The sequence below is a fragment of the Paenibacillus sp. 01T431 genome, from assembly GCF_056398625.1.
The window spans coordinates 16,051-42,518 of the sequence record NZ_JBFTPT010000026.1 but is presented as its reverse complement, the minus strand read 5'-3'; the positions used below and the strand labels follow the sequence as shown (position 1 = coordinate 42,518).

Here is a 26,468-nt window from a genome sequence, read left to right as displayed (position 1 = left end):
GTATGATGTTATTGGGTCCAAGTTGCTCGTCAGCCACCGGATTCAAATCAAACCAAGGAGACTACAAGATAAATGAACGCATTAATCAAATCACTTCTTCTACTTTAATTGTTGGTGTTGACATCGCAAAATTCAAACATGTAGCCCGAGCGCAAGACTACCCGGGGTCGAGCTCGAATTGAGTGTGATAAGAGATGACTGTTCCAATTTATAGAACTGATTAGACGCTCAATAACTCTTGCCGCTCTAATCGTTCCACCTCATCATCATGTAAAGCTGCTCGACGCTTTAGGAGCTCATATGTCTCACTCCACTCGTCAGGGTACCTTGTCCATTGAATTCGCTTATACAAATCTCCTAGGGCAATCTCTACTTCATTTCTAAATTGTTTCCATAACATCATAGCTTTGTAATAATCACCGTTATTACGAGTAGCATTCACTACGTCATAACAAAGTTTATCTTTTCTGAAAATCTCCATACTGATTTCATCAACTTTAAAAAGAATTTCTTTTTTGAGTTTTGCGTCATTCTCCATAGTTGCGATCATTTCGGCCATAATAGAAGTTATATTGGGATTATTTTGAGCTGAGTGATTAATACATTCAGTGAGTTGGTTAGTCATAAATTTTTCCCTCCTAGCAACATGCTGTTACCATTCTGGTTTTATATAATACTTTTCGTTAGAAGGGGGTTTTTTTAGTCACTAAGCAAGTGAAGACAGCTACTGGTAATAAAAGGGGAAGTGAACTTAATTAATGGATGAAAAACAAACATATCAAGCACTTAATGACTTTTCGACTAATGAAACGCTGGAACCCCTAGATAGAATGTGCATTATGCAAAAGAAGATAATAGTTGGTTGAATCTATCACGCTCCTCCAAAAAAGGGCAATGGCCGCTGTATTGGAATGAAACTAATTGCGAATTTTTAATCAGCTTATTTGTTTCCTGAGCTTGGGAAAACGGAACGACTTTATCATGAATTCCATGAATAATTAATGTGGGCACATCGATCTGTCCAAGATCGTTGTAAACATTCTCGTCTCTTAGCGTGACCATAATAGCGGAAGTCGACCAATTCGCAGCTTGTAAACCCATTAGAAAGAACCATTCGGATTTTGGTTCAGAAATGTACTGAAAGAAAAAAATCTCCGTTTGGTTTTGCAGCATTTTCGGACGGTCATTGTTTGTTTCTTCGATGATTTTATTCGTAAATTCTTTGGGAACGCTTGATGGAGACGCAGCGTCGATCAGGACGAGTTTAGATACCCCGTACCCTTTGTAACGAGCCATATAACGAATCGAGATCGCGCCTCCGGTAGAGTGTCCTGCTAATATTATGTTTTTTAATTGTAACGCTTCGATGACCATACGAAGATCATCTGCTAATCTATTGAAACCGTAACCGTCGAATGGTTTATCCGAATTGCCGTATCCTCTCCAGTCCATTCCAATACAACGATATCCGAGCTTCGGAAGGTAATTGAACTGATATTCGAACTGGTTATGGTTTAGCGGCCATCCATGAATAAAAAGTATCGTTTTATTTCCCTTCGGATTGATGTCCTCGATAAATATTTTTACGCCCGGTTCCACAGTAACGAAGTATCCCAAGTGTATCACCTCAATTTTATAAAAGTACTTCCCCATTAAGATATTCGCCCTAGGCAAGGTGAATGCCCAATTTCGGCGTCAAATTAGGTTTAGATCGTACGTAGAGATTTCTGAGGAATAACTTGAGTAAAACAATTTCTTCAGATCATTGAGCTAACGGGACACGATGGTTGAACATACCTATGAGCAGTTTGCTGTGGCGGCTGCTCCCATTTTTTGTTAAGCTAATGGGCAGTTTAACTCAATAAAAACAAGAAAGCAGACGGTCCTTGTTATGGATTTTCTTATTAAATAAATTGCGTAAAAGCGCTAGTTGGCATTTTTTATAAGTTATGGTTTAGCAACAATAAGCCACACCTGCATTGAAATAGTCACACCGTGGTTCTAGTAATTTCGCTAATATAATGCCATGCTTATGGTGAAGGGTTACAGTTGCCGATAGTTATTTAAGCATATCAAAACCAAATTATGATTTATGTCGAGCGACACCCTATAAAGTGTTAGATGAGTGGAGATGAAATTTATGATAAGAGTTGCAAAATTGGAGGATAGGAAAGATATAGCAAAACTATTGACGCAATTAGGCTACCCGGAAACCGAATTTTTTATTAAAGAGAACATGGAAAGACTTCTTACTGACCCCAACGAAGAATTAATGGTTTATGAAGATGAAGGACGTGTTATTGCCTGTATTTCCATTCATTATATCCCGCAATTAGGAAATAGAGGAGATATCGCATCAATTAGTTATCTTGTTGTGGACTCCTCAATTAGAAGTAAAGGAATTGGAAAGGAATTAGAGGGATTTGCCTCTGCCTCTGCCAGAAAAAGGGGATGTGACAGTATCCAAGTTCATTGTCATTCCAGAAGAATAGATGCTCATAAATTTTATGAGAGACAAGGTTTTAAGGAGGCTCCTAAGTACTTTTCAAAAATGTTAGACAAATGACGGCATAAACTCTCACTAACTTTTATTGAATCGACAGCAAAGTTTTAATAGGAGGGAATGATTTATTCGGCAAATTAATATTTAACTAACTGGGAACGATAGTTGAACAAACATGGAGTAGTTTGCTGCGGCAGCTGCTCCCTTTCTTTGTTAAACTATTCTAGCTAATAGTTTGATCTCTTCACGAATACCTCAGATATGGGAAATTTACGGTCATCGCAAATAAGACGTTATGAGAAACTGCGGTAGTACCATTAATTTCAAAAATCCATTAAGCTCGGAGTTGAAATATGAGTTTAATTCTTCCTTTGGATATTATTGAAAAAATACAGCAGGAATATAAGGATCAATACGATTTTGTTGAAGACCTATTAACTAATCAAAGTTTTTTCCACACCGAAGAAGAGTTTATATTGAGATTAATTAGATCAATTTTGTTTTTATCTGAAGGAAGTATTGAACAGCTTCAAAAATATCTCAACATTGCAAAAATAGATTTTAGAGATGTGTTCTATTGGGCTGAATACGATCAAAATAACAAACAAATACGGGATTTTAAAAAGCCATTTAAAGGGGAATACAATTAAACGTTGAGCTAACGGGGAACGATAGTTGAACATCCAAAGGGCTTCCAAGCGGAAGCCCTTCATTAAGCTAACGGGCGGTTTTGTTGAACAAGTTGCAAATTTAACATTTTAAAGTAAGAGCATTTCTTTGTAATGAGAAATGCTTTTTATTTTTATACAAAACGATATTATTTTATCGTAAAACGATAAAATTTGTGGTAAAGTAAAAACTTACATTAAACAAGTGAGGTGCAGTTTATGAAACGAGGAAAAACACTCTTTTTGAAGATAGCTGTTATTCTTATTGGAATCCCAATTCTTGCTATGTACATATTTTTAGTGCCTAAGATTGGGAATTTTGCTGGAGAATTGTATCCAGAAAAGGCTTATATGAAATCTCTCGTCTTAATCGATATGTACGCAGCGGCGATTCCTTTTTATTTTGCTTTGTATCAAGCTTTTAAACTTTTAAGCTATATTGATAAGAACCAGGCGTTCTCGGAATTATCGGTAAAAGCTTTAAAGAATATAAAATACTGTGCCATCACAATCAGTACCTTGTACCTGCTAGGTATGCCACTTTATTATCTCATGGGGAAGAGAGTTGACCATCCAAGTTTCATACCAATGGGATTGGTCATTATTTTCGCCTCTATGGTGATCGCCGTTTTTGCTGCTGTTCTCCAAAGACTTTTACAAGAAGCTATTAATATAAAATCAGAAAATGATTTAACGGTCTGAGGTGGAGCATATGGCAATTATTATTAATATTGATGTGATGTTAGCAAAACGAAAAATGAGCGTAACGGAGCTTTCGGAGAGGGTTGGAATTACTATGGCGAATCTTTCCATTCTTAAAAATGGGAAAGCAAAAGCGGTTCGTTTATCAACATTAGAAGCGATATGTAAAACCTTGGATTGTCAGCCAGGTGATATTTTGGAGTACAAAAGCGACGAAGACAATCAATAAAAACAGACAACAAATTTATTTAACTAACAGGGAACGAAAGTTGAACGGACCATAGAGCAGTTAGTCGATGGCAACTGCTCCTTTCTCGTTAAGCTGAAGGGCAGGATAGCGTAACCTTTTATCGCAGATAGAGTCTAAATTATTACATATTCAGGATTAATAAACGAGGTGAGCTAATAATAGAATGAAAAAACGAATTTTACTTTTTGTTGGTATTCTTGTGTTCTTGGCAATTATCGGCGGTATTACATTGCATAATTTTGCTAAAAACCTAGGCGAAAGTTACAATCAAATAGGTTAATGGGAAAAGAGGGCTTACAAATCCTGGCGTTAATCAAACGGGAAACGATAGTTGAATAATAGACATTGATGAGTAGGTACTACGGTATCCTGCTCTTTTTATTAAGCTAACGGGCAGGTTTGAGCAATGAAAAAGCTGCTTGGATACTGGGGCAGTGAGTAATTATACGGAATAATTGCTACTGGGTCAATTTATTACATTTCAAAAAAAGCCATAGCTGTTCCTCCCATTACATAAGCCAGATGCAAGCTATATGAGAGGACCGATACCGGAGATACCTTCCTTGTACAATCGCTAAGACCTAAGTGAGAAATTAAGGATTCGCAATTAATAATAAATGAATAGCAGCAAGAATTCCCATCGGATAGATGATTAAACGAGAGAATGTATTTTTAAATTCGTTGCGGGAGTGCTTTTCGAAAAATAAGTGCAGGATCGCATGGATCATGAGAAAGATGTCTATCACCCAAAACGTAATCGTCTGATATTGGCTAAAAAGTAAAGCGAGTATGATGGTGTACAGGGGGAGATGGATAAGGGTGAACACTTTATAGGCTTTTGCATCATCCATATCTTGTAGAACAAAAAATAGTTTCCATTCCGATCGTCGAATTGCATCCATTTCGTGCAGGAGAAATAAGGATAAGTTAAACAAGAATAGCAACAACAACAAATCTGGCATATCAAACCTCCAAAAATTTTATATCAAACGTTTACTATAGCGTAATAAACAAACACATTTAAATATTTCCCTTGGTTAATACGTAAAACTGTTCGAAATGTAACAAGTAAAGCTATATCTGTCAGAGTAATGTAGAAAATTTAAATGAACATGAAAAAAAGCATTCAAAATGATAGTGAAAAATTGATCAACACGATAAAAACGACGCTTGAATTTGATGCCATTTTTTAATTAAATGTATAATAATGGTGAAACAATTTCTTGTGTTAGCGTTTCATTGAACGAACAGGATTATTTAGTTCGCGTAACGAATACCATAAATATGGAAATTTCGTGAAGTTCGTAAATAAGACGATCTAGGAAATTCACTTAAAAACTTTTGTTATGGAGGTGTCTCATGGAGGATGAATTAAATCTCATAGAGGATGAAATAAAGCGAATTAAGAATAATCAATCGAAAATCATATTCTATTTCATGCTTTCGATTGCAATAATTGGATCAATGATAATATTGCTTCTGAATATCTATCGCTTTACTTTAGCTGATATCCTCACTTCCTTTTTTGCGCCATTTATTGAGATACTGGGTTATATTATTTTCTTGATTTGTTCACTGATTGTTTTTGTGTATTTTGTCGTAAGTAAATCCTTCAATAGGGCAAGAAGAGGAATACCTTTTTTGTTGAATCTATTTATTTTTATTTTGATGTTAATTGTTCCTTTTACCTCAATAGTTTTAGATTTAGATTATCGCTTCAATAAGGAAGAAAGAGAAGATGTAGTTCGAATGGTATTGGATGGCACACTGAAACCGAATGTATCTGATAATGAAATATTGATTCGTTTGCCAGAGGAATATAAGAAACTTTCCAAAGGCGGTGGTGAGATCGTGGTTCATGGATACGGACAGAGTGCTCAAATTCTTTTTTTTTCCTATCGTGGAATATTAGGTAATATGGCTGGATTTATTTATACCGCTAATGATAGCGCCCCTGATGAAATGCTTTTTGGCGGAAACTTTATGGAAGTGAAAAAACTGAATAAGAATTGGTATTCGGTTAGAGCTACGTAAAATGGATTTCATATATGTTCACGCAAAAGATCGTTTTCACCGATCCTCAGTCAGCAGAGGCATTTCGAGTTAACGGATTCATGAGGACACTTACGAGAGTAATTCGTCGGATGGCAGTAAATCATTACGTTAACGGGACGTGATAGCTCAATAAAACACGACGGCAGCTGCAGAAACAAAAGCGCATGTACGACTGAAACAATCGTACTCGATATAACGTTCTTAAATGTGAGGTGATAATTCATGATTAAATGGGTGTTAACATTAGCGGCAGTATTAGTGCTGCTATCGGGCTGCAGTGAGAAGTCGGGCAGACCTAGTGACAATATGACTAATCCTACTACTGCTCCTGCACCGGGGGAGACGTTTACGCCGTTAGCGAAGCCGGAAGCGTTTCCCGCTGTGTCTAACCCTTATGATGCCGACCAAGCAGCGGAGAACGGCGATATCGTGAACGTTCACGGGAAAATGTACAATCTCGACAAGTGGAAGCTGTTTCTTGCGAATCTAGATGTTGGCGTGCCGGATCAAGTGCGTATTACGCAGTATACGATTGAAGGTGACCCGATCTTCTATGAGTTAGTCTATGACGGGGCTGAAGTGATTACGTATACGTACGACAACTCGCGTGACGGGTTCGGGAGCAATGCAGGTCGTCCGAGCACGTTGTGCCGAGGCATTGAGCTCGAGGAGGACAAGGAGTTAGGCTCCCATTACAAGCTAACCGGATGCGATTCTGAAACCAGTAATACGTTCTGGTTTACGAACGTAGAGTCGGAAGCTGAGCAGGGCAGCCAATAAGAACAATATACTCTAGAGTCGCTCGATCGTTTAATTCTAATAAGAACAATAGTTCAATCATCACAAAGAGGCAGCCGATCACATCGATCGGTTGCCTCTTCTAAGTTAACGGGCAGTTAGTACTAAGGTTTCTCATACAAGCGAGTTATGCTAATATAAAAGTGTTTTAAAATATTAAAATGTGGGAGATTCAAACCATGATCATCAAGTTCATTCGTTTAAGGTAGTGAAAGGTGCAGCTCACATAACCCGGCTTTTTTATACAAACTAGCTAGGGTTTATTTGACTGTACCTTTTTTCATTCACCTAAAACGAATGGAAGGGTGCTTTTTGTGTTCGAAAAAAGTAAAAAGTTGATGAGCGCTGAGAAAATTGAAAACTCTCAGGAGATATTTATATGCCCATTATGTAAAAAACAGATGCAAATGATCCATTTACAAAGTTTAGTTTGTTGCAATCAGCACTGTTTTGATATAGCCAAGCAAGGATATATAAACCTATTGTCTGGAACCAGTAATACTAAGTATGATAAAAAAATCTTCGAGTATAGAAGGGTAATAAGCAGAAGTGGTTTATTTAATCCCTTACATGCAGCGGTAAGTGAGATTATAATGAGTCAACTCCCGAGCGATGAACCTTTAAGCATACTGGATGCAGGTTGTGGAGAAGGTTCTCACTTAAATAACATACAAATAGAAATAAATAAGAAAAAACTCAACCCTCTTTTGGCTGTAGGGATTGATATTTCAAAAGAGGGAATTAGTTTTGCTGCAGCTGAATATTCAAATGTTATTTGGTGTGTGGCGGACATTGCAAACTGTCCGTTTGCAAATCAGCAATTTAAATTTATTTTAAACATTCTTTCACCGGCAAATTACTCAGAATTTCAGAGATTGATTGGTGATAATGGTTTGGTGATTAAAATCGTCCCTGAACAGGATTATCTAAAAGAATTAAGAGAAATCTTTTACGAGGGGTCAGATAAACGGGTTTATTCAAATTCACATACAATTAACCACTTCAACGAACAGTTCAAGTTATTGGATGTTAAAAGCATTCAATATCAAGTAAACCTGAATGAACCTTTAATCGAACCATTGCTCGGTATGACGCCATTATCCTGGGGGACTTCCAAGGAACGCATAGAAAAAGTGTTACAGATGAATCTGAAAAAAGTCACTATGGACTTTAAAATGTTGATTGGTAAGAAATATTAGTTGAATAACGCATAGATGAGCAGGCGCTGCGGTGGCCTGCTCATTTTATTAAGCTAATGGGCAGGTCAGTTTAATGAAATTCTCGAATACGTTATATATGGAACGTTCTCGAAGTTCGTAAATATGACGTTAGCTGAATTTAAATAAATTATAGTAGGGTGACCCAATGTCAAAAACATTTCAGTTTGAAACAAAAACAATACAGGGAAATGAAGAACTTATTATTGACATACAACCAATAATTAATGAATATAACAAATTTCTGATTCTTACTACTACCAGAAAAATTATCGAGTTGGATACAAATGAGAATGTGTTTAAAGAGCTATTTATTTTTGATAATGAAGAAATAATATTTGAAGAGAAAGTGTCTCTACTTGTCTCGCCAAATGCTGAGTTAATTGCTGTATTTAATACTTTTGGTAGACAGGGAATTGTAATAGATATTACTTCAATGAAGACCATAATGCGATTTAATCGTGATGATTATTATAATGAACAAACCATTTTTCCGGTTGCATTTGTCAATTATAATGCTCAACTTTTATTAATTCATGGTACAAAATGGAATCGACTGGATATTACAAATCCAATCGATTATCAAGTACTAACTGATAGAAATGATCCGGAATATGAATTAACTGAAAGCAAATCAAGTAATTCAGAACATTATTTAGATTATTTTCATGGCCAACTCGTAGTTTCACCTGATAATAAATGGATTGTTGATAATGGATGGGTGTGGCACCCTGCGGGGTGTGTGACAGGTTGGAGCATTCTTGAATGGATAGAAAATCGATGGGAATCGGAAGATGGAACGAGCAAAAAAAATCTCTGGAGTGGAAAAGAGGATTGGAACGATCCATTATGCTGGGTAAGTGATAACGAGATTGGATTAGTAGGTAGAAATAATTATGATTTCATTGATGAGGATGAGCGACATGGGTGGATTTTCAGAGTGATTAATCTGGAGACAGGAAATGTAGTTAAGGAGTTTCCAATATCGTCAGGTAATATTTTTATGGATACATATTTGTTCTCTTGTTTAAAGGAAACAGGAATGAAAATATATGATATAAATAGTGGACGTTTACTGTTCGAAGACGAGAAAATAAATCCATACAACTATCATCATAAATCAAAAGAGTTTATTGGTTTTGATAATGAAAAAATAATGATCTATAAGTTAATCGAAGAAGAATGTAAAGCAGCTAACAGACAGATCTGCGAGGCTTAGTTCGTCGGATGGCAGTAAATTAAGAGGCAGCCGATGACAACGATCGGCTGCTTCTTGATCGTAGACCTAACAGTGCTAAAAGTAAATAAGATGAATAATTATAAAAATTTAGAAGTTAGGTGCTAGTATTAAAAGCTCTATCATTCATTTGAAAAATGATAATTTCGAGGATGTTGATCTAAATGGCGATTTAATACTGGATAATTCATAACTGGAATTGTCCGAATGATTAGCTCAATCCAATTCTGCGCGAGTGAATAGATCGTAAATAAGCACCTCATCCTCACAAGCGAATTTGAACGCCCATGCGAACTGTTCTAATGCGACTCCATTACTCGAGTAGGCACAGAACATATCTGCTTCCGGGTCAAAATGAATCGTTTCCGCGAGTTCCGGCATCCGCTCATTCAAGAACACCGCCGCCAATGAAGCCCAATCGTAACCGTTGCCTTCGAACCCCTCGTCTGCCCGGGTGTCGAATAGTTCGGCCAAATAGCTACCGACCGTCAGAATGACAGATTTGCCGCCATTATTTTGTTTCACGATGGTAAAGGGGGCCACATCCTTCGTTTCTCCTTCAGCTGACAATGACTGTGCAGCTTCTGCTTCCGCGGAAAGCTTTGCTATAACCGCACTGCGTGCCTCGTCCGTGAAGCGGAGAACCCTGTTCTCCTCAACGATAAGGCCTTCCGCGATTCGCCCATCCAGCCAATCGCTGATGAAGCCAGGAGCGTACCCTCCTTGGCCGAATTCACCGCCGAAAGCGATCATTTGCTGATAGGTATCCAGATACTGCTGACGGCTGGTAGTCGGGTAAGCGTTGGTATATAGCCAGAACTGGACATCGTACATGAGATGAGACCGCTCATCCGCATGAAATGAGAAATGGTTCTTCTCCTGGACGATCCGGGTACAGACACTGCGTATTTTGGACTCCAGCCCGTCAACATCAGAGGCCTGACCGCAGAGTTCCGTGAGCAGTGGAGAGAATTTTCCTTCAGCCACTTTGCGCAGATCGTTCTCTTTATCTTCTTCAGTAGTGTCGTAATCCTCATCATTCACCAGACCGCGGATAAACGACTCGAAGTTGGGTGCCAGAAATGTGATCTCGTAATCATCTTCCTGATCGACATGAATGACTTCTGGTTCGCCGTCCTTGCCACAGCGACGGTAATCCAGCATCACAACATCGTGCCCTGCCGAAGGGCAGTCACAAATTACCACACCGATATCCGGATATCCCCATTCTTCAATCATGAATGGACTGCCGAGATCACCGCAGATAGAGTAGCTTTTGTCGCGTCCGATCCCCATAATTCCTGTTATAGCAATATGATCCTCAGCCCAAGAGGTAGCTTCATCTGTCGGAAAGGATGTATTATGGGGAATGCCACCGTTCTGATGCTTCATAAGAGCGATGTAGGCTGCCGGTAGCTTATAGCCGAGTTCTTCTTCTACAGAAGAAATCAGCTCATCTGTAGGCGGATCAGAGACATATTGTTCTCTAGCATAGTTACTGTCTTCCCAGAAGCTGTCGAGATCCATACCTTCAAAAGGAATCGCTCCCTGGTCTTTCATTTGTTTGCTGAGTGTGCGCAGGGATTCAGCTTTTTGTTGTTTTTGCCATTTGCTATGGCTCCAGTCTAACAATCTGGCTGAATGCTGATCGTTAGGATCCAGCTCTAGCGCGGTGCTTAGCACACTTGCCGCTTCCTCATACCGCTTCATATAATAGTAGGAATAGCCTACGCGAAAATACCACAACGGATCATTTTTTCCCTGCTCAGCAATGATAGCAAACTGTTCCAGTGCTTTTTTATACAAACTCAGATTGTTATAAGCCCGACCTATGCTGCTGATCATATCGTAATCCCTGTCCGCTGGAGGAATCTTCATCAGAGTGTCTACGATCTGCTGGTGTTCGTCATCCTCGTGCCACTGCAATATCTGTGCGCTTAGCTCTTGTTCCATCGTTGCCGCCTGCCTCCTAAGTAAAATATGATTTTCTCTATTTTACCAGAGAGAAAGCTATGAATGGAAATGTTTAGCGTCAATACGCAGTCTGCGTCGGTCTGCCCCAAAAGGGCAGTATACAGCTATAGGAAATTAGTGGTAATCTAGTTTTGTTATTTTAAAAAAGGGGAGGACGATATAGTGGCTCCAAAACATATAGTTTCTGCGGCAACAATTGTAGTTAATGAGCGTAACGAAATATTATTGATAAAAGGACCTAAACGAGGTTGGGAAATGCCAGGAGGGCAGGTTGAAGAAGGTGAATCATTGAAAGATGCAGCGATAAGGGAAACAAAGGAAGAGAGCGGTATAGATATAGAAGTGACAAAGTTTTGTGGTATTTTTCAAAATGTAAGTAGTAGTATTTGTAACACTTTATTTTTAGGCAGACCGGTCGGAGGAGAATTAACAACTACCGCTGAGTCTTTAGAAGTAGGATTTTTTCCAATCGAAACAGCATTAGAGATGGTGAGTTGGGGAAATTTCAGGCAAAGAATTGAGCTTTGCTTGAATGAAGAACTTCATCCTTTTTATGTTGAATTTTCCATTCCGCTTAAGGATTGCTAGAGAGTCTTAAGTTTTTTCCGTCGGAACTAACGGGTAAGTATGATTTATTGGTCGTTGAAAGAACGATCTTAGTATGACACGGTGTTACAAAGGACTTATAGTTGGTAATCAAATAGCAAAAAGCCATCGTTTTGATCAAACTAAACGATGGCTTTTTTTCTTTTCATCAGGTCCGGTTTAAGTGGATATAAAAGATCATTGCGAGTTATAAAGTAGAAATGTCAATAACGAACCGATACCGCACATCATTTTTGAGAACACGCTCATACGATTCTTCGACTTGGTCTGCACTTATCACTTCGATCATAGGGGAAATACCGTGTTCAGCTGCGAAATCAAGCATTTCCTGTGTTTCACGAATTCCACCAACAAGTGAACCTGAAATGCTGCGACGACCCATAATTAAGGAAAATACATGATACTTATCGGGTTCGGCTGGTGCACCAACATTTACAAGTGTCCCATCAACGCGCAGTAGTGATAAATACGCATCAACATCCAGATTTGCAGACACGGTGTTTAAGATCAAATCAAAACGCCCCGCTAATTCTTTAAATGTAGCAGGTTCACTTGTAGCAAAGTAATGATCTGCGCCAAATTTCAATGCTTCTTCTTTCTTATCAATAGAGCGACTCAATACTGATACTTCAGCACCCATGGCATGAGCAAATTGAACTGCTACGTGGCCAAGACCTCCCATTCCGACAATGGCAACCTTCTTACCTGGGCCAGTATTCCAGTGTTTTAAAGGAGAGAATGTCGTAATGCCGGCACATAATAGTGGACAAGCCACATCCATATTCAGACCGTCTGGGATACGGACAACGAACCCTTCCTTTACAACGATTTTTTGGCTATATCCTCCGTATGTTGGATTACCATCATAGTCTAGACCGTTATATGTGTTGACTACACCCTTCGTACAATATTGCTCTTCTCCACTGAGACAATATTCGCATTCTCCGCAGGAATCAACAAAGCAGCCAACGCCAACACGGTCACCAACAACAAACTTGGTGACTTCTGTCCCTACTGCTTTTACGACTCCGGCAATTTCATGACCAGGAACCATGGGAAATATTCCGCCACCCCATTCACCGAATGCACTGTGAATATCAGAGTGGCAAATGCCACTAAACTTAATATCTATTAAGATATCGTTTGGCCGTAAATCTCTTCGCTCAATAATGATCTTTTCAAATGGTGCTTTTGCACTTGGGACACTTAGAACACGTGTTGTAGAAATGTTTTTATGATTATTACACATAATAGATAATACAATCCTTTCTTTGGTAAAATAATAAGTTGATTGAAGAAGTAACTCGGATCAACTTATTTTAATAGCAAGATTAGCTTAATCCTTAATGTGGACTTTAAGGCAAGGGCTTTTTGAAAATTATTAAAAAAGTTCTTATTTAAGATTTTCTTTGTAGTACTTCTTTTCTAATACATCGTAGTATTCTATTTTCAAATCAATTTTGATAAAAGCGTTATCCAAGTCTCGTTGTTTCTCCATCATTTTTTCTTTATGCTTTTCAAATATCTGTTTGCGTTGCGAGGCTGTGCTATCTCCTACTTTTGTTAACTCCACGATTGCACGTAACTCTGAAAGAGGGATGTCAGTTTTTCGTAAACATACAATAAGCTCTAACCATAATAAATCTGCTTCGTTAAAAATACGATTTCCATTTTCATCCCTTTTTATAAAAGGTAAAAGACCTTCTTGTTCATAATAACGGAGTGTATGTGCAGGCAAACCTATCTTATCTGCTGCTTCTTTGATATGAATTTCCATTTGAATCCTCCATATATCCTTATAATTATTTTGCTCTTATTAATGTGATCATCAGTTAGGTTTTATTATAGACCTTAAAGTACACTTTAATGCAACAGCGCTTTCTCATCTTGTTCTAGTGATTTTAGATTATCGCTTGACTTAAAGTCGACTTTAAGAGTTATTGTTGCTTTGTTTAGAAAATAGTAAAGATACAAGGAAGGCTGGAGATGCTTTTTATGGATAAACGAAGTAATTTGCTTATATTTATATTGGCGGTAGGAGTTTTCGGTATTTTGAATACTGAAATGGGTGTTATTGGTATATTGCCTTTGATTGCTGATTATTATGATGTCAGTGTATCGAAAGCTGGATTGTTTGTGAGTCTCTTTGCACTTGTGGTTGCAATTTCTGCTCCAAGTATGCCGCTATTGTTTTCAGGAATAAATCGCAAAAAGGCAATGTTACTTGTACTTGGTGTGTTTGTTTTGGGTAACTTAGTCTCGATAATTGCATCTAACTTTACAATTGCATTAATTGCTCGTGTGATTCCAGCTATTTTTCATCCCATTTATTGTTCAATGGGATTGACAGTAGCTGCTAACTCAGTAAGCAATGAAAAAGCTCCAAAAGCTGTTTCCAAAATAATGTTGGGAGTATCTGCAGGTATGGTACTTGGTGTGCCAATTACTAGTTTTATAGCTAGTGAAACTTCGTTTGAAATGGCCATGTTATTCTTTGCTATCATTAATGCTTTAACATTCCTTGCTACATTGCTATTTGTACCATCTATGCCTGTTAAGGAAAGACTCACTTACGGATCACAGTTAAGCGTATTAAAAAATTCCATTACTTGGATTTCCATTGCCGCAGTTGTTTTTATAAATTCAGCAATATTTGGGGTTTACAGTTACCTTGCTGAGTATCTTGAAACCATTACTAATATTTCAGGGAAAACGATTAGTTTAATGTTAGTAGTATACGGTGGGGCAAATGTTATTGGAAACATTGTGGCTGGGAAGTTACTTACTAAAAATGCTATCAAAACAGTAGCAATTTTTCCTTTCACATTAGGAGCAGTTTACATCTTGTTATTCTCATTTGGACAGTTCACTGTACCTATGGCTATCATTACTTTGGTTTGGGGAATATTAGCTGGTATTGGAGGTAATATCGCTCAATATTGGATCACGTCCGCAGCTCCCAAAGCTCCTGATTTCGCTAATGGATTATTTTTATCATCTGCTAATATAGGAACAACAATTGGTACAGCTGTAGGTGGATTATTTATATCAATTATCGGTACACAATACATTGTAGTAGGGGGATTACTATCATTGATATTGGGTGCGGTGTGTATTTTGCTAAGAAACAACATATTTAGTCCTAGAAAACAAGTTTCTATAGAAGAAATTTAATCCTGATTTTCAAAAATATATAAACAGACGATTTCTTTTTTTTAAAATACCATTCGAAAGCTGATTTCTTTTTTTACATCTATGGCTTACTAGGAGAAATAATCAACATGAGCATATGTGGAGATTCAAAGGTTCAACCATACTTTACCGAATTAACTATTTTTTACGGAAGGTGGTCTAAGTAGAGACTTTTGGTGCTTTTACCAGCCCTATAATTTTCTTCATTCACAACTTCGTTCCATCTAGATGCTATTTGAGAAGAAGAATACTTGGTCAAAATCTAAGAAAACGTGAGCATTTAAGAGAAAAGCGATTCTCCATATAGGGAGGTTAGCATGGAAATGATCAAATCAAAAACATGAAATTAGAAAACCGCAAGTTACACTTTTTGGATAAAAGTAAATGAAATATAATGCCCTAGGAACGACTTAAGAGAAGTGACACAAGAGTTTAATAATTAAAAAATACACTTCACTAAATGAAAGTAAGAAATACTAGGAGAGTGACGTGAGATGAACAGTAAAGAAAGCTTTTCGAACCGGGTTGATTCATATTTGAAGTATCGCCCGAGCTATCCGAAAGAGGCTGTTGATTATTTGTACGACTACGTCGGTTTGCGTTCGAACAGTAAAATAGCTGACATCGGTTCCGGTACAGGCATCTTTTCAAAACTACTTCTGGAACGCGGAAGCTATGTGATTGCGGTCGAGCCGAATCAGGCAATGCGGGTAGCCGCCGAGCAAATGTTAGAAAGCAATCCGAACTTTCAGAGTATATCAGGTTCTGCAGAATCTACTGGATTACCTGATCAGTCGGTTGAGTTTATTGTCTGCTCACAAGCGTTTCACTGGTTTGATCGCTTAGCAGCGCAAACCGAGTTTCGTAGAATTCTACAGCCGGGCGGGAGAGTAATACTAATCTGGAATTCCCGTCTTACAAGCGGTACTACATTTCGTGAAGAGTACGATCAACTGCTCCATACATACGGAACCGACTACGTAAAAGTTAATCATAAAAACATTTCTCAGTCGATGCTTCACTCTTTTTTCAAGGAAGGTACGATGCATGAGGTGCGATTCAGAATGAGCCAGGAGTTTGATTTCGAGGGCTTGAGAGGCCGGTTGCTATCATCTTCCTACAGCCCTGTACCTGGGCATCCCAATTACAAACCGATGATGACGGATCTGCGAAATCTATTTGATAGGAATAATTAGGATGGTTTTGTTCTATTCGATTATGAAACTGAAATATTTTGGGGAGAAGTATAGATCAAACTTCGATTTAAGAGAATCATTGTGCTAATGGGGAACGCAAATTATATTAAAACTTCTCATTAAAAGCAACTCTAGAATTATTAGGTCTAATGGGAAGTTTTATTATGAATTTTGGTGAATTAAGGAAACTGTATGTAGTCGAAAAGCAGATTAAGGGATTTAGTCCAAACACACTAAAAGCATACACCTTATAGCTACAGATGCTGGTTTCTAAATTTGGCTATCCCGACTATCAGGTGGTCATTATAGCGGCTTTTTGACCAATTAATTAAAGGCACTTTTTTTAGAATATTAGCCGCTGTTACTCAAATAAAGGGCAGTACAACTTAATATTGAACTTTAAAAAAAAGGAACCTTTTATTATCGATGTGCGTCTATATTTACGGGAACAATGATCTCTAGTACAGGGAGTTAATTCTTGTTTTAACGGTCTTTTTGGAAAGGAGTGCTCGAATAAAAAAATGTTGGATTCTTGTTTTACTGACGGAGAACGATAGTTGAATCATACTTAATGTTGAGCAGGTGAGTGTTAGCCTGTTCATTTTTATTAAACTAAGAGTGATGCAATTGTTGATAAAAATTAAAGGCCAAATGCAAATCATTTGGGTGGTGGGTAAACTGTTTCCTATAAAATTAATTCTAACAATGATAGTTGTTGCTACCCTCATTATTGGATGTATATCACAACCAGTAAGACCAGATGATAAAGTTATTGAGGCCTTTATTAGTGACAATAACATTAACGTAATTGAGTTGGTGAAGTACAAGGAGTACACAGCAATTGCATATAAGAACGATACAGAGGTAGGTTTCTACTTGGATCAATCAGGTAATGGAACATTTTCGAAACATTGGGAGAATGTAGAGGGGACAAAGATTCCACAGCGATTCATTGGAGGTTTTTCTGACAAATACTTAGTTGAATTTATCATCGATGAGAGTATTTTAAATAAAATAAACACTTATACAACCAGAATAGGAACCTTTACAAAAGAACCAAATCAGAAGTGCTTTATATTTCCTACAGGAACTGGCGGTATTCAGTATTTTGACAAAAACAATAAACCGATTGAATTTTAGGAATTAAAATGGGTTGTACTAATGGAGAACGATTGTTCAATTTTAGAAGAGATACTACATGGCGACCCTTATCCATACTAACGGCAGAATATTTCCAATATGTAAATTATGTATTTGTTTATCCACCATCTCTACTTCTAGTTTGAGTTCAATAACTAAAAGGAGTCTAAGAATGACAAAAACGCAACTGCTATTGGTTGTTCAACTGCTGGTTTTCGTTCTTGCTGGTTGTTCTGATAACCAGGAAGATATCGCCTCAAAGAATAACCATACCAACTTATCTGTTTCGCCAAACCAGAATATCGAAAACACCATTGATTCTGGGGAACATTCGAAATCAAGCCAACCAAATTCAATGATCGAAAACGGCATCTCCAATTTGGAATTGACCCTGCCGAAGGGATGGAGCCTGAATACGGAAGACCACTTTGGCGCATCCCTCACCGACGAGAATGGAATCAATCTCGGAAGTGTTGTCACGTACCCGTATACTGTCGATTTCAGCTTTAACATGTATAAGCCGAACCATAGTGAAATTACAGATGAAGAAGTAATTGATACTTCCATCGGAAGCGGCAAGCTCTATACGCTCGACACGGATAACGGTACGGCCGCCTCTGGCCTGACCGGCACACATGACGTCTATTTCGCAGTCATACCTATTCAAGAAAAAATAATATATGTATTGGAATTCTCGAAGCATGATAAAGAGGCATCGACGAAAAAACAATTCATCAGTCTACTGAATGGGTTGCAGTTAAGAAAGTGATTGTCAGCCAAGCTGGACCTTTTGGAAATAGACGTAATCCTTTTTATAATTAGTGGACTGTAGATCTTAACAAGCAACCAATATTTCATTAAACTAACGGGCAGAAGAGTGTGGTGGGCAATTTATTATCGCTCTTTCTTATGCCAGAGTAACACATTCGCTTCACCTACAATATGATGAGTCTAGAAATCTAAAGAGGTGAGTCAATGGCAGTCGTAAAAGCAAGGCAACAGGATATTAACATGTTGGCAAGGTTGCTTCGAGCTGAAGCTGAGACCGAAGGCGAAATGGGAATGCTGCTTGTTGGAAATGTTGGCATTAACCGAATAAGAGGGAATTGCTCCGATTTTAAAGATATCCGGACAATTCCTCAAATGATCAACCAGGAGCATGCGTTCGAAGCGTTGCAACATAGTTTGTACTATCAAAATGCAAGAGACAGGGAACGCCGTCTGGCGCAACGGGCAGTGAATGGGGAGCGGAATTGGCCAGCCAAATTCTCCTTATGGTATTTCCGTCCAGGATCGTTCGAAAATCCCGGTCCATGTCCGCCAACTTGGTATAATCAGCCGCTCGCAGGACGATGGAAGAAGCACTGCTTTTATGAACCGACCGGAGAAGAATGTGAAAATATCTATAATACGTTTTAATTTTATAAATGCAAAGAGCTCATTAGTATCTCATAACCTGACTTGTCACAGCCATGTGTCGGTTGACAACAACTTTATCTCATTAAGTGCCGCGTAAATCGCGGCTTTTTTGTGTTTAGTGTTTCGGAGACTATACCTACGTGGCAGGGCGTTCGATGTTGGATGACAAGAAAATTAGACAAAAGAATGAGGTTAGCTTTTAGTATCTGCTGGAGCGTGAGATTATGCATTCGCTGCGGCTCCTGGAAGTCGTGAAATACTTAAGGATAAGCGAGATGAGAAGATATTTTATGAGAGGGGACCTCTCTGCAGGGTACTGCGGGGAGGTTTTTTTGTTTGTTTATATTCTTAAGCATTCTAGTTCTAGCTAATAGCCTTTCCATTCTAATAATAAATGGATAAATCATAATGTTGTATTTGAAAAAAATGATGGCAATAACCAACAACCCTCAGGAAGAAAGCTTGTTCTTCCCTATGATGCCTTAATTACTACTCAGTTTTTTGCAGCACTTGATCAGGAAAATGCAGTATTGAGTGGTTTTAACCCACGTTTTGCAGCTTTTTATGTTTTCGCAATGTTAAAACAGCATAAAAAAGCATTGAATTGTTAAAAGTACGTAAAATAAAGCAAATTATATTGCGGCTTTTTGAATTATTCTCTATAATCAGAGTTGTTCGACGAAGTTAATGAAATGAGGAGACGTAATGGACAACAATAACGAGCGCATTAAAGGGGTCATTTTCGATTGGGCAGGAACGGTCATTGACTATGGTTGCTTTGCCCCAATGCACGCATTTTTGGAATCATTCGATAAAGCGGGAGTGCCCATCACAAATCGGGAAGCAAGAGAACCTATGGGCATGTTGAAGTGGGATCATATTCAAGCGATATTGCAGATGGATAGGGTACGGGGACAATGGATTGACAAGTACGGTACTGAACCTGTTAAAGAAGATATCGATCGATTATATTCCGATTTTGAATCGACCTTGATGGAGTCGTTAAAAGCGTATACGGATCCGATACCAGGAGTGTTGGAGACGATTAGTCTTCTCCGTGAAGCGGGGATCGTTATTGGCTCGACTACAGGCTACACCAAAGGAATGATGGATGTTATCGTGCCTGAGGCAAGGCGCAAAGGATATTCGCCTGACTTCATGATTGCTTCAGATGAGGTGAAAGCGGGACGCCCTTATCCGTATATGATATTCCGTAATATGACAGAACTCGGGATATTTCCTCCCGCTTCAGTGATGAAGGTCGGGGACACGGTATCTGACATTTATGAAGGAAAGAACGCAGGCGTATGGACAGTGGCTATCATCTCGGGCAGCAGTGAGCTCGGACTGACACAATCAGAGGTAGAGATGATGGACGCAGGCGCGCTGAAAGCGCGCATGGACGAGACGAGAAAATCGTTCGAAAAAGCGGGAGCTGATTTCATTATTAATTCAATATCCCAGCTTCCAGCCGTTATAAAAGAACTTGAACTAAGCGGTCTAGCGAGGGAGCTCCGATGAATCATTACTTTAATCCGGTATCTATTTATTTCGGCGAAGCATCTCTTGGCGCGCTCTGCGATAAGTTAAAGCACGAGTATGCTAGGGTACGGCGCGTATTGCTTTTAACTAGAGGGTTTGAAGTCGATAAATCCGAATGTTTGAAGCCTGTTCAGGACATTTTAACCGAGAAAGACGTTTTTATTCATGAAGTCACATTGAATAATCCCGACATTAAGGATATCTATCAACTTATTCAGCAGGTTAATTCATTCGATTATGAATTGATTGTCGCGATTGGCGGCGGAAGTGTAATGGACGCAGCAAAAACGTTAGCGGCACTGCAGCGCTTAAATCTGGACTGCCCAGAGGATGTTAGGAAGGCAATCACAGGCGAGCAATATAGTAAACAAACAGGATTCGCGCCATGGATCGGCATTCCGACTACCTCCGGAACGGGGTCTGAGGTAACGAGCTGGGCAACGATATGGGATGAGGAGCTCGGCTGCAAGTATTCGGTATCCGATCAACGTTTGTTTGCAAGCGCGGCTTTGATTCTTCCTGAGCTAACCTTGACCATGCCGCTCCGCTTGAGCGTTTCAACGGCTCTGGATGCGTTATGCCATGCCACTGAAGCCTATTGGTCCGTTCATACTAACGAAATCTCCCGTTTGTATGCTCTGGAAGCGATTGAACGAATTCGGAATGCGCTGCCATTGCTGAAAGAAAGTCCTGAGCAGCTTGGTTGCAGAGAGCAATTGTCACTAGGCAGCGTGCTTGCAGGTCTGGCCTTCAGCAATACGAGAACGACCGCTTGCCATTCCATTTCTTATCCGTTGACATTATCCTACGGCATTGATCATGGTATTGCTGCCAGCGTGACGTTAGCCACTGTTCTAAAGCATAACTATTCTACGTTAGTAGAGCCGAGGAAGCTTCTTCATGCGTTCGGAGCGGAGGATGTTCAAGGCGTGCAACGGTTTGTTCAATCCATTTATGAACTATACGGCTTGTCGGGCAATCTGAACGATTACGGCGTTACTGAAGAAGGAATTGAAGCCATTATCGCCCAAGCATACACAAAAGGAAGAATGGACAACAACCCCGCTCCTATTTCGCCTGAAGAACTGAAGCATATGCTCGTTTCACTGCTTTAAATTCTCAGCGTCATGTTTGGCTTGTACTTCCATTACGCAAAGAACAGCCGGCTACGCTTGATATAAGCATTCGATATACAAAAAACAAAGGAGTGTTAGATGATGAAAAAGGCATTATCGATCGTTCTTACTTTTGTACTAATTACTGTTCTTGCGGCATGCGGAAGCAATAACTCAGCGGAGAATGGCAGCAGCAGTTCGAAACCGGCGAAATCGAAAGACACCATTACGATGGTCTGGTATCCGAATGAATCGGGAGCCGAGTTGAAAGACGCACGCGACGAGTTTTCGAAAATTATTGAAGAAGCAACAGGCAAAAAAGTAGAACACCAAACGACGACCGACTATATTATCGCGATTGAAGCCATCGCAAACGGCAACGCGGATATTGGTTACATGGGAGCGCAAGGCTACATTGATGCTAACGCAAAGAACGATCAGGTTCAGTCTTTATTTGTGCAAAGCGGTGAGTCCGGAACGCTCGATGATGCTGTTTATTACAGCTGGCTCGCAGTTAACAAAGGCGAAGAATCTGAATACATGAATGGCAGCGATTTCGCTCTCGATAAAATGGAAGGCAAGAAATTTTCATTCGTATCGAATTCCTCTACATCCGGATTCAAGGTTCCATCGGCAGGCATTATCAGCTACTTCAGCAAAATGGACAAGTACAAGACGTTGACGACTGAAGATCTTCTGCAAGGCGGAGACGACAAATTGTTCAGTGAGGTTTTATTTGGCGGATCGCACCAAGGAGCGGCAGTCAACCTCTTGTCCGGCAAAGCCGACATTGCAGCATTCTGCGATACTTGCGTGGAGAACTATGTAGAGCTTGTATCCGGCGATGCGAATAAACCAGGTGCAGTATACAAAGTGAAAGAAGGTGCGGAAGAACCGTTCAATACACTAGCGAACAAAGAGTTCACTTTAATCTCTGTTACGCCTGTTCTAAACCAGCCTTTTGCAGTTAACAAAAACACACTTAGTGAAGAGGACCAACAGAAATTATTGGAAATATTCACATCTGACGCTGTAACGAATAACGAGAAAATTTTCCTTCCGAAAGATGGCGAAGGAACGAGCATCTTTAAGAAAAAATCGGGTAAAGAGAAATTTGTACCGGTGGACGACGCTTTCTTCAACCCGGTTCGCGAAATGGCTAAATAAGAAATTTTATTCGGCATCGCGTCATACGGCCATTTTTAAAACAACTGGGAAAGAGAAAAGGAGTTACTCATGACAACGTTATTGGAATTCAAGCATGTATCGAAACAATACGGCTCGGATACAAAGGCGTTATCGAATGTTAACTTCGCTGTGAATGAAGGGGAGTTCGTTTCTGTCATCGGACCATCAGGGGCGGGCAAATCGACTCTCCTTCGCTGCATTAATCGAATGATTGAAGCAAGCAGCGGGGAGATCCTATTCGATAACAAGAATGTGTTAGCAATAAATAAGAAAGAGCTGAAGAGGCTAAGGACTCGAATCGGAATGATTTTTCAGCATTACAATCTGGTTAACCGGTTGAGTGTGTTCGAGAATGTTCTACATGGAAGGCTTGGGTATAAGTCTACCTTGGCTGGCGTGCTCGGTATTTATACTGAGGAGGAGAAGGTGAAGGCGTACGGTGTTCTGCAGATCCTGGGCTTGGAGGAGCAAGTCTATAAACGCTGTGATCAGTTAAGCGGCGGCCAGAAGCAACGCGTAGGCATTGCGCGGGCACTGATACAGGATCCGAAGATGCTCTTATGCGATGAGCCGATCGCATCATTGGATCCGAATGCTTCCAAAGTCATTATGGAGCATCTTCGCAATATTTGCTCCACTATGGGAATTACTGTCGTCGTCAATTTGCACCAAGTCGATGTAGCACTGAAATATTCGGATCGCATCATTGGAGTCAACAAAGGAACGGTCGTATACGATGGTACTCCAGAGGGATTGACGAAGGAGCGTCTTCATCACATATATGGCTCGGAGCTGGATGTGTTGCTTGATTCGAACGGTGGCCTTAATGCGGGATAACTTTTTTCTGCGAAAAAGACTGAACACCCTGTTGTTCTGCGCACTGATGCTTGGCGCTACGATGCTGGCGATAATAATTACGGAGTATGATGTGATAAAGGGATTTACTTCTATTCCTAAAGCGGTGCAATGGGCGGTCAGCAACTTTTATCCGGATGAGAAATCGATGATGAAACTGCCGGATATACTGGAAAAGCTCATAGAGACGCTATTGGTTTCCATCGCGGCAACGACCACGGCATCGGTATTTGCACTGGCTTTCGCAGTCCTAGGCTCGCAGACGACAGGTATAAACGGGGTATTCAGCCTGGCAAGCCGCTGGATTGCGACAATATTCCGTAATATCGACGTAGCAGCTTGGTCGATGATATTGCTGTTCTCCTTCGGGATGAACGTGCTGACGGGTTATTTGGCTTTGTTTTTCGGCTCATTCGGTTTTCTTACAAGGGCTTTCATGGAGTCTATTGATGAAGTCAGCAACAGCTCCGTAGAAGCGTTAAGGGCTACAGGTGCGAGTTATCTGGCTATCATTGCACAGTCTGTCATTCCATCGAGTATTCCTCAGTTGCTGAGCTGGATCTTGTTCACGATCGAAACGAATATTAGACAAGCGACTTTAATTGGTATTCTAACTGGGACAGGCATTGGATTTTTATTCAATCTGTATTACAAAAGCTTGAACTACGGTGCCGCCTCCTTAGTCGTAGTCGTCATCGTCATTGCCATCATGATTATCGAGTCTGTATCAAGCTATGTGAGGAGAGTGATTATGTAACATGAATCGCATAGTTAAGCCCTTTAATAAAGCTTCATTCGTAATTCGACTAACTTTAATGACGCTAGCAGCGCTTTCGTTATTCGGGTTTTTCACGTTTGACTACAAGGATCTAAATCTCTTGGAGGCAGTGAAAGGCACGGGCGATACGCTCGGCACCATGTTCCTAGAAGCAAGGGCAAAGCATTTCACTTTAGCCGAGGCGCTGAAGCAAGTGGTCATCACGCTAGGGCTTGCTTTTTTAACGACGCTGTTTGGCGGGGTAATTGCTCTATTTCTTGGCTTACTTGCTGCGCGTAATCTATCGAGTCCGGCAGTATCGCTGCTCATCAGAAGCATCGTTGCCTTCATAAGAGCGGTTCCCACGGTATTATGGGTACTTATTTTTGCTGTAGCGGCAGGGCTTGGGAGTGTGGCCGCTGTTATAGGCATGACGTTCCACTCCGTGAGTTACTTGGTTAAAGCGTATTCCGAGTCTTTCGAAGAAATGGAGGATGGTGTTATTGAAGCGATGAAAGCCAGCGGAGCTAATTGGTGGCAGATTGTGTTTCAGGCTGTCCTTCCCTCTTCAATCTCGTATCTGATCTCTTGGACGTTTATGCGCTTCGAGATCAACTTCGCAGTTGCGTTAGCGATGGGCGCTGCGGCAGGCGCTGGAGGCATCGGCTATGATATGTTTATGGCCAGCAATTATTATTTCGATGTACGGGAAATCGGACTGATTACGTACATGATTTTGGCATTCGCTATTATTCTGGAAATTGTGGCGAGAATAATCAAGAAGAAATTGAAGATGAATGTGTAACGATTCGGCTTTTTTTATTTATCACGCAAAATAAAGCAAAAAATAGGATTGTCAAAGAACCAACCACTTGAGAACTGGCATTATCAAATGTATACTATTGATGTTGCAATTGATTGTACAATTGTCAGATTGTCGGAAGCGGGTGGATTCATGCTCCAAGAAGAGCGCTACAAAAAAATACAAGAAATATTAAAGCAAAACGATTCTGTTAAAGTAACCGATCTAGTCCATGTTCTCAATGTTTCGATTGATACAGTCAGACGGGATTTGGAAAATATGGAATCGAAGAAGCTGCTTAAGCGCGTCCATGGAGGCGCTATTCCAGCTGACGATCACGGAGACCAGAGTGTATTTTTTTATAGAGAGAATAGAAACAAAGAGAAAAAGATAGAGCTCGCTCAGTTGGTATGCGAATATGTATCCGAAGGCCAAGCCATTGCTTTAAATGCGGGGACGACAACTTTGGAGATCGCCAAGAAGCTCTCCGAAAATTTCGAAAGGCTGACGATTATATCGAACGGATTGCGTATTATCGAACAATTCTCCAACAAGGCGAGCTTCACTGTCATTGTGCCAGGCGGCATTTTGGACCAACAAGAATACGCGTTATATGGGAAGAAGTGTGAAGAGGATATCGCCGGATACAATATTGACCAGGTATTTATTTCGATTAATGCGATTTCGGTTAACAAAGGTTTAACTGATTTCCGTATTCATGAAATCGATATTATTAAGGCGATGATAGGAAGTGCCAGGCAGATTAATGTTGCGGCCGATTCCAGCAAATTCGAGAAGGTTTCTTATTTGAATGTTTGTCCGCTGGATCAGATTGATATGATTATTACGGACTCTTCAATTAATGAAGATATTGTGAAAAAGTATAAACATTCAGGAATGAAAGTCGTTTACAAACAGAGTTAACCGGTAATGGACGGACAGAACAGGAATCGCCAAGGCAGCCTTTCCCACTTTAACAGTGGGAAGGGCTTTTTTTTATATAATTTGCATTTTTAAAATTAATATACTGCATAAAGTATTAAGTTACTGTTAAAAACAGCAAAATATATTGCTTTAAAATGCATTATTTCTATATACTTTAAAAAGCATGAACCATAGGTGCTTAAATTTACCTTGCTGTAGTTCAACAGTATGCTTCGATTCGGGCGATGGGGAATGACAAACTGATTTGAGAGGATGGGTTACGTATAAGGCAATGGTCAATTCGATAAAGCAAGCAGAAGATAACCTT

At 39.7% G+C, this 26,468-nt stretch carries 27 protein-coding genes; 21 read left to right on the top strand and 6 right to left on the bottom strand.

Annotated elements, in window-relative coordinates; translation table 11 throughout:
• Window positions 1–220 precede the first annotated feature (220 nt).
• Together AC1DM9_RS31100 and AC1DM9_RS31095 are read right to left on the bottom strand one after the other, a co-directional pair.
• Window positions 221–625, bottom strand: a complete 405-nt coding sequence (locus AC1DM9_RS31100; protein ID WP_441884505.1) for a hypothetical protein — start codon at window positions 623–625, stop codon at window positions 221–223.
• 212 nt (window positions 626–837) lie between these two features.
• Entirely contained in the window at window positions 838–1,617 is a 780-nt protein-coding gene (locus AC1DM9_RS31095; RefSeq protein WP_441884615.1) for an alpha/beta fold hydrolase, read from the bottom strand.
• Window positions 1,618–2,140: 523 nt separating this feature from the next.
• Between AC1DM9_RS31095 and AC1DM9_RS31090 the strand changes: the two genes are divergently transcribed.
• From AC1DM9_RS31090 to AC1DM9_RS31075, 4 genes are all read left to right on the top strand, one after another.
• Complete coding sequence (locus AC1DM9_RS31090) at window positions 2,141–2,566, top strand: GNAT family N-acetyltransferase (protein ID WP_477512044.1); 426 nt, start codon at window positions 2,141–2,143, stop codon at window positions 2,564–2,566.
• Window positions 2,567–2,856: 290 nt separating this feature from the next.
• A complete protein-coding gene (locus AC1DM9_RS31085; RefSeq protein ID WP_339208316.1) occupies window positions 2,857–3,153 on the top strand; it encodes a hypothetical protein in 297 nt (98 codons plus the stop codon).
• Between the two features lie 237 nt (window positions 3,154–3,390).
• Window positions 3,391–3,873 carry a DUF2975 domain-containing protein gene (locus AC1DM9_RS31080; RefSeq protein WP_477512045.1) on the top strand — a complete coding sequence of 161 codons (483 nt, stop codon included), beginning with the start codon at window positions 3,391–3,393 and terminating at the stop codon, window positions 3,871–3,873.
• A gap of 10 nt (window positions 3,874–3,883) precedes the next feature.
• On the top strand, window positions 3,884–4,102 hold the full coding sequence (locus AC1DM9_RS31075) for a helix-turn-helix domain-containing protein (protein ID WP_430062057.1): 219 nt from the start codon (window positions 3,884–3,886) through the stop codon (window positions 4,100–4,102).
• A 614-nt stretch (window positions 4,103–4,716) separates the two neighbouring features.
• Here AC1DM9_RS31075 and AC1DM9_RS31070 read toward each other — a convergent pair.
• Window positions 4,717–5,085 (bottom strand): DUF6713 family protein, encoded by a 369-nt coding sequence (locus AC1DM9_RS31070; RefSeq protein WP_477512046.1) that lies wholly within the window; start codon window positions 5,083–5,085, stop codon window positions 4,717–4,719.
• Between the two features lie 397 nt (window positions 5,086–5,482).
• Here AC1DM9_RS31070 and AC1DM9_RS31065 point away from each other — a divergent pair, with 397 nt between their 5' ends.
• The 4 genes from AC1DM9_RS31065 (at window position 5,483) to AC1DM9_RS31050 (ending at window position 9,412) form a co-directional block, all read left to right on the top strand.
• Entirely contained in the window at window positions 5,483–6,157 is a 675-nt protein-coding gene (locus tag AC1DM9_RS31065; protein ID WP_441884512.1) for a hypothetical protein, read from the top strand.
• A gap of 243 nt (window positions 6,158–6,400) precedes the next feature.
• Window positions 6,401–6,958, top strand: coding sequence for a DUF4362 domain-containing protein (locus AC1DM9_RS31060; RefSeq protein ID WP_477512047.1), 558 nt, complete (start codon window positions 6,401–6,403; stop codon window positions 6,956–6,958).
• Between the two features lie 332 nt (window positions 6,959–7,290).
• Complete coding sequence (locus tag AC1DM9_RS31055) at window positions 7,291–8,175, top strand: putative RNA methyltransferase (protein WP_477512048.1); 885 nt, start codon at window positions 7,291–7,293, stop codon at window positions 8,173–8,175.
• Between the two features lie 166 nt (window positions 8,176–8,341).
• Window positions 8,342–9,412 (top strand): hypothetical protein, encoded by a 1,071-nt coding sequence (locus AC1DM9_RS31050; protein ID WP_477512049.1) that lies wholly within the window; start codon window positions 8,342–8,344, stop codon window positions 9,410–9,412.
• Window positions 9,413–9,646: 234 nt separating this feature from the next.
• Here AC1DM9_RS31050 and AC1DM9_RS31045 read toward each other — a convergent pair whose 3' ends face one another.
• Entirely contained in the window at window positions 9,647–11,383 is a 1,737-nt protein-coding gene (locus tag AC1DM9_RS31045; RefSeq protein WP_477583910.1) for an Imm51 family immunity protein, read from the bottom strand.
• Window positions 11,384–11,563: 180 nt separating this feature from the next.
• On the opposite strand from AC1DM9_RS31045, the gene AC1DM9_RS31040 reads away from it, so the two are divergent.
• The gene (locus tag AC1DM9_RS31040) at window positions 11,564–11,992 is read left to right on the top strand and encodes an NUDIX hydrolase (protein ID WP_430063174.1); all 429 of its coding nucleotides are present in this window, start codon (window positions 11,564–11,566) and stop codon (window positions 11,990–11,992) included.
• A gap of 205 nt (window positions 11,993–12,197) precedes the next feature.
• Here AC1DM9_RS31040 and AC1DM9_RS31035 read toward each other — a convergent pair whose 3' ends face one another.
• Window positions 12,198–13,259, bottom strand: coding sequence for an NAD(P)-dependent alcohol dehydrogenase (locus AC1DM9_RS31035; RefSeq protein WP_477512051.1), 1,062 nt, complete (start codon window positions 13,257–13,259; stop codon window positions 12,198–12,200).
• 144 nt (window positions 13,260–13,403) lie between these two features.
• Complete coding sequence (locus AC1DM9_RS31030; protein ID WP_441911906.1) at window positions 13,404–13,787, bottom strand: MerR family transcriptional regulator; 384 nt, start codon at window positions 13,785–13,787, stop codon at window positions 13,404–13,406.
• A gap of 218 nt (window positions 13,788–14,005) precedes the next feature.
• Between AC1DM9_RS31030 and AC1DM9_RS31025 the strand changes: the two genes are divergently transcribed.
• The 12 genes from AC1DM9_RS31025 to AC1DM9_RS30970 all read left to right on the top strand — a co-directional run bounded on the left by AC1DM9_RS31025 (window position 14,006) and on the right by AC1DM9_RS30970 (window position 26,140).
• Window positions 14,006–15,184, top strand: a complete 1,179-nt coding sequence (locus AC1DM9_RS31025) for an MFS transporter (RefSeq protein WP_477512052.1) — start codon at window positions 14,006–14,008, stop codon at window positions 15,182–15,184.
• Window positions 15,185–15,696: 512 nt separating this feature from the next.
• A complete protein-coding gene (locus AC1DM9_RS31020) occupies window positions 15,697–16,398 on the top strand; it encodes a class I SAM-dependent methyltransferase (protein WP_477512053.1) in 702 nt (233 codons plus the stop codon).
• Window positions 16,399–17,016: 618 nt separating this feature from the next.
• Window positions 17,017–17,538 carry a hypothetical protein gene (locus tag AC1DM9_RS31015; RefSeq protein WP_477583907.1) on the top strand — a complete coding sequence of 174 codons (522 nt, stop codon included), beginning with the start codon at window positions 17,017–17,019 and terminating at the stop codon, window positions 17,536–17,538.
• Between the two features lie 172 nt (window positions 17,539–17,710).
• Window positions 17,711–18,307: a hypothetical protein gene (locus AC1DM9_RS31010; protein ID WP_477512055.1), complete on the top strand. Its 597-nt coding sequence runs from the start codon at window positions 17,711–17,713 to the stop codon at window positions 18,305–18,307.
• A 206-nt stretch (window positions 18,308–18,513) separates the two neighbouring features.
• Window positions 18,514–18,957: a cell wall hydrolase gene (locus AC1DM9_RS31005; RefSeq protein WP_076270629.1), complete on the top strand. Its 444-nt coding sequence runs from the start codon at window positions 18,514–18,516 to the stop codon at window positions 18,955–18,957.
• Between the two features lie 705 nt (window positions 18,958–19,662).
• Complete coding sequence (phnX, locus tag AC1DM9_RS31000) at window positions 19,663–20,478, top strand: phosphonoacetaldehyde hydrolase (protein WP_477512056.1); 816 nt, start codon at window positions 19,663–19,665, stop codon at window positions 20,476–20,478.
• On the top strand, window positions 20,475–21,614 hold the full coding sequence (locus AC1DM9_RS30995) for a phosphonoacetaldehyde reductase (protein ID WP_477512057.1): 1,140 nt from the start codon (window positions 20,475–20,477) through the stop codon (window positions 21,612–21,614). Before phnX ends, AC1DM9_RS30995 begins: the two co-directional genes overlap by 4 nt.
• Window positions 21,615–21,716: 102 nt before the next feature.
• Entirely contained in the window at window positions 21,717–22,781 is a 1,065-nt protein-coding gene (locus tag AC1DM9_RS30990; RefSeq protein ID WP_441884539.1) for a PhnD/SsuA/transferrin family substrate-binding protein, read from the top strand.
• Window positions 22,782–22,850: 69 nt separating this feature from the next.
• The gene (gene phnC, locus AC1DM9_RS30985; protein ID WP_477528168.1) at window positions 22,851–23,639 is read left to right on the top strand and encodes a phosphonate ABC transporter ATP-binding protein; all 789 of its coding nucleotides are present in this window, start codon (window positions 22,851–22,853) and stop codon (window positions 23,637–23,639) included.
• Window positions 23,629–24,414 carry a PhnE/PtxC family ABC transporter permease gene (locus tag AC1DM9_RS30980; protein WP_441884619.1) on the top strand — a complete coding sequence of 262 codons (786 nt, stop codon included), beginning with the start codon at window positions 23,629–23,631 and terminating at the stop codon, window positions 24,412–24,414. The genes phnC and AC1DM9_RS30980 overlap by 11 nt, the downstream gene beginning before the upstream one ends.
• Window position 24,415: 1 nt before the next feature.
• Window positions 24,416–25,219 (top strand): PhnE/PtxC family ABC transporter permease, encoded by an 804-nt coding sequence (locus AC1DM9_RS30975; RefSeq protein ID WP_477512059.1) that lies wholly within the window; start codon window positions 24,416–24,418, stop codon window positions 25,217–25,219.
• Between the two features lie 48 nt (window positions 25,220–25,267).
• Window positions 25,268–26,140, top strand: a complete 873-nt coding sequence (locus AC1DM9_RS30970) for a DeoR/GlpR family DNA-binding transcription regulator (RefSeq protein WP_477512060.1) — start codon at window positions 25,268–25,270, stop codon at window positions 26,138–26,140.
• Window positions 26,141–26,468 lie beyond the last annotated feature (328 nt).

Bases quoted from the DNA above. Each gene is read 5' to 3' on its own strand.
- AC1DM9_RS31025 (WP_477512052.1), top strand. From the start codon at position 14,006: ATGGATAAACGAAGTAATTTGCTTATATTTATATTGGCGGTAGGAGTT.
- AC1DM9_RS31085 (WP_339208316.1), top strand. From the start codon at position 2,857: ATGAGTTTAATTCTTCCTTTGGATATTATTGAAAAAATACAGCAGGAA.
- AC1DM9_RS31090 (WP_477512044.1), top strand. From the start codon at position 2,141: ATGATAAGAGTTGCAAAATTGGAGGATAGGAAAGATATAGCAAAACTA.
- AC1DM9_RS31045 (WP_477583910.1), bottom strand. From the start codon at position 11,383: ATGGAACAAGAGCTAAGCGCACAGATATTGCAGTGGCACGAGGATGAC.
- AC1DM9_RS31035 (WP_477512051.1), bottom strand. From the start codon at position 13,259: ATGTGTAATAATCATAAAAACATTTCTACAACACGTGTTCTAAGTGTC.
- AC1DM9_RS31060 (WP_477512047.1), top strand. From the start codon at position 6,401: ATGATTAAATGGGTGTTAACATTAGCGGCAGTATTAGTGCTGCTATCG.
- AC1DM9_RS31050 (WP_477512049.1), top strand. From the start codon at position 8,342: ATGTCAAAAACATTTCAGTTTGAAACAAAAACAATACAGGGAAATGAA.
- AC1DM9_RS31070 (WP_477512046.1), bottom strand. From the start codon at position 5,085: ATGCCAGATTTGTTGTTGTTGCTATTCTTGTTTAACTTATCCTTATTT.
- AC1DM9_RS30975 (WP_477512059.1), top strand. From the start codon at position 24,416: ATGAATCGCATAGTTAAGCCCTTTAATAAAGCTTCATTCGTAATTCGA.
- AC1DM9_RS31075 (WP_430062057.1), top strand. From the start codon at position 3,884: ATGGCAATTATTATTAATATTGATGTGATGTTAGCAAAACGAAAAATG.
- AC1DM9_RS31080 (WP_477512045.1), top strand. From the start codon at position 3,391: ATGAAACGAGGAAAAACACTCTTTTTGAAGATAGCTGTTATTCTTATT.
- AC1DM9_RS31010 (WP_477512055.1), top strand. From the start codon at position 17,711: ATGACAAAAACGCAACTGCTATTGGTTGTTCAACTGCTGGTTTTCGTT.
- phnX (WP_477512056.1), top strand. From the start codon at position 19,663: ATGGACAACAATAACGAGCGCATTAAAGGGGTCATTTTCGATTGGGCA.
- AC1DM9_RS30995 (WP_477512057.1), top strand. From the start codon at position 20,475: ATGAATCATTACTTTAATCCGGTATCTATTTATTTCGGCGAAGCATCT.
- AC1DM9_RS30990 (WP_441884539.1), top strand. From the start codon at position 21,717: ATGAAAAAGGCATTATCGATCGTTCTTACTTTTGTACTAATTACTGTT.
- AC1DM9_RS31100 (WP_441884505.1), bottom strand. From the start codon at position 625: ATGACTAACCAACTCACTGAATGTATTAATCACTCAGCTCAAAATAAT.
- AC1DM9_RS31065 (WP_441884512.1), top strand. From the start codon at position 5,483: ATGGAGGATGAATTAAATCTCATAGAGGATGAAATAAAGCGAATTAAG.
- AC1DM9_RS31005 (WP_076270629.1), top strand. From the start codon at position 18,514: ATGGCAGTCGTAAAAGCAAGGCAACAGGATATTAACATGTTGGCAAGG.
- AC1DM9_RS31020 (WP_477512053.1), top strand. From the start codon at position 15,697: ATGAACAGTAAAGAAAGCTTTTCGAACCGGGTTGATTCATATTTGAAG.
- AC1DM9_RS30980 (WP_441884619.1), top strand. From the start codon at position 23,629: ATGCGGGATAACTTTTTTCTGCGAAAAAGACTGAACACCCTGTTGTTC.
- phnC (WP_477528168.1), top strand. From the start codon at position 22,851: ATGACAACGTTATTGGAATTCAAGCATGTATCGAAACAATACGGCTCG.
- AC1DM9_RS31030 (WP_441911906.1), bottom strand. From the start codon at position 13,787: ATGGAAATTCATATCAAAGAAGCAGCAGATAAGATAGGTTTGCCTGCA.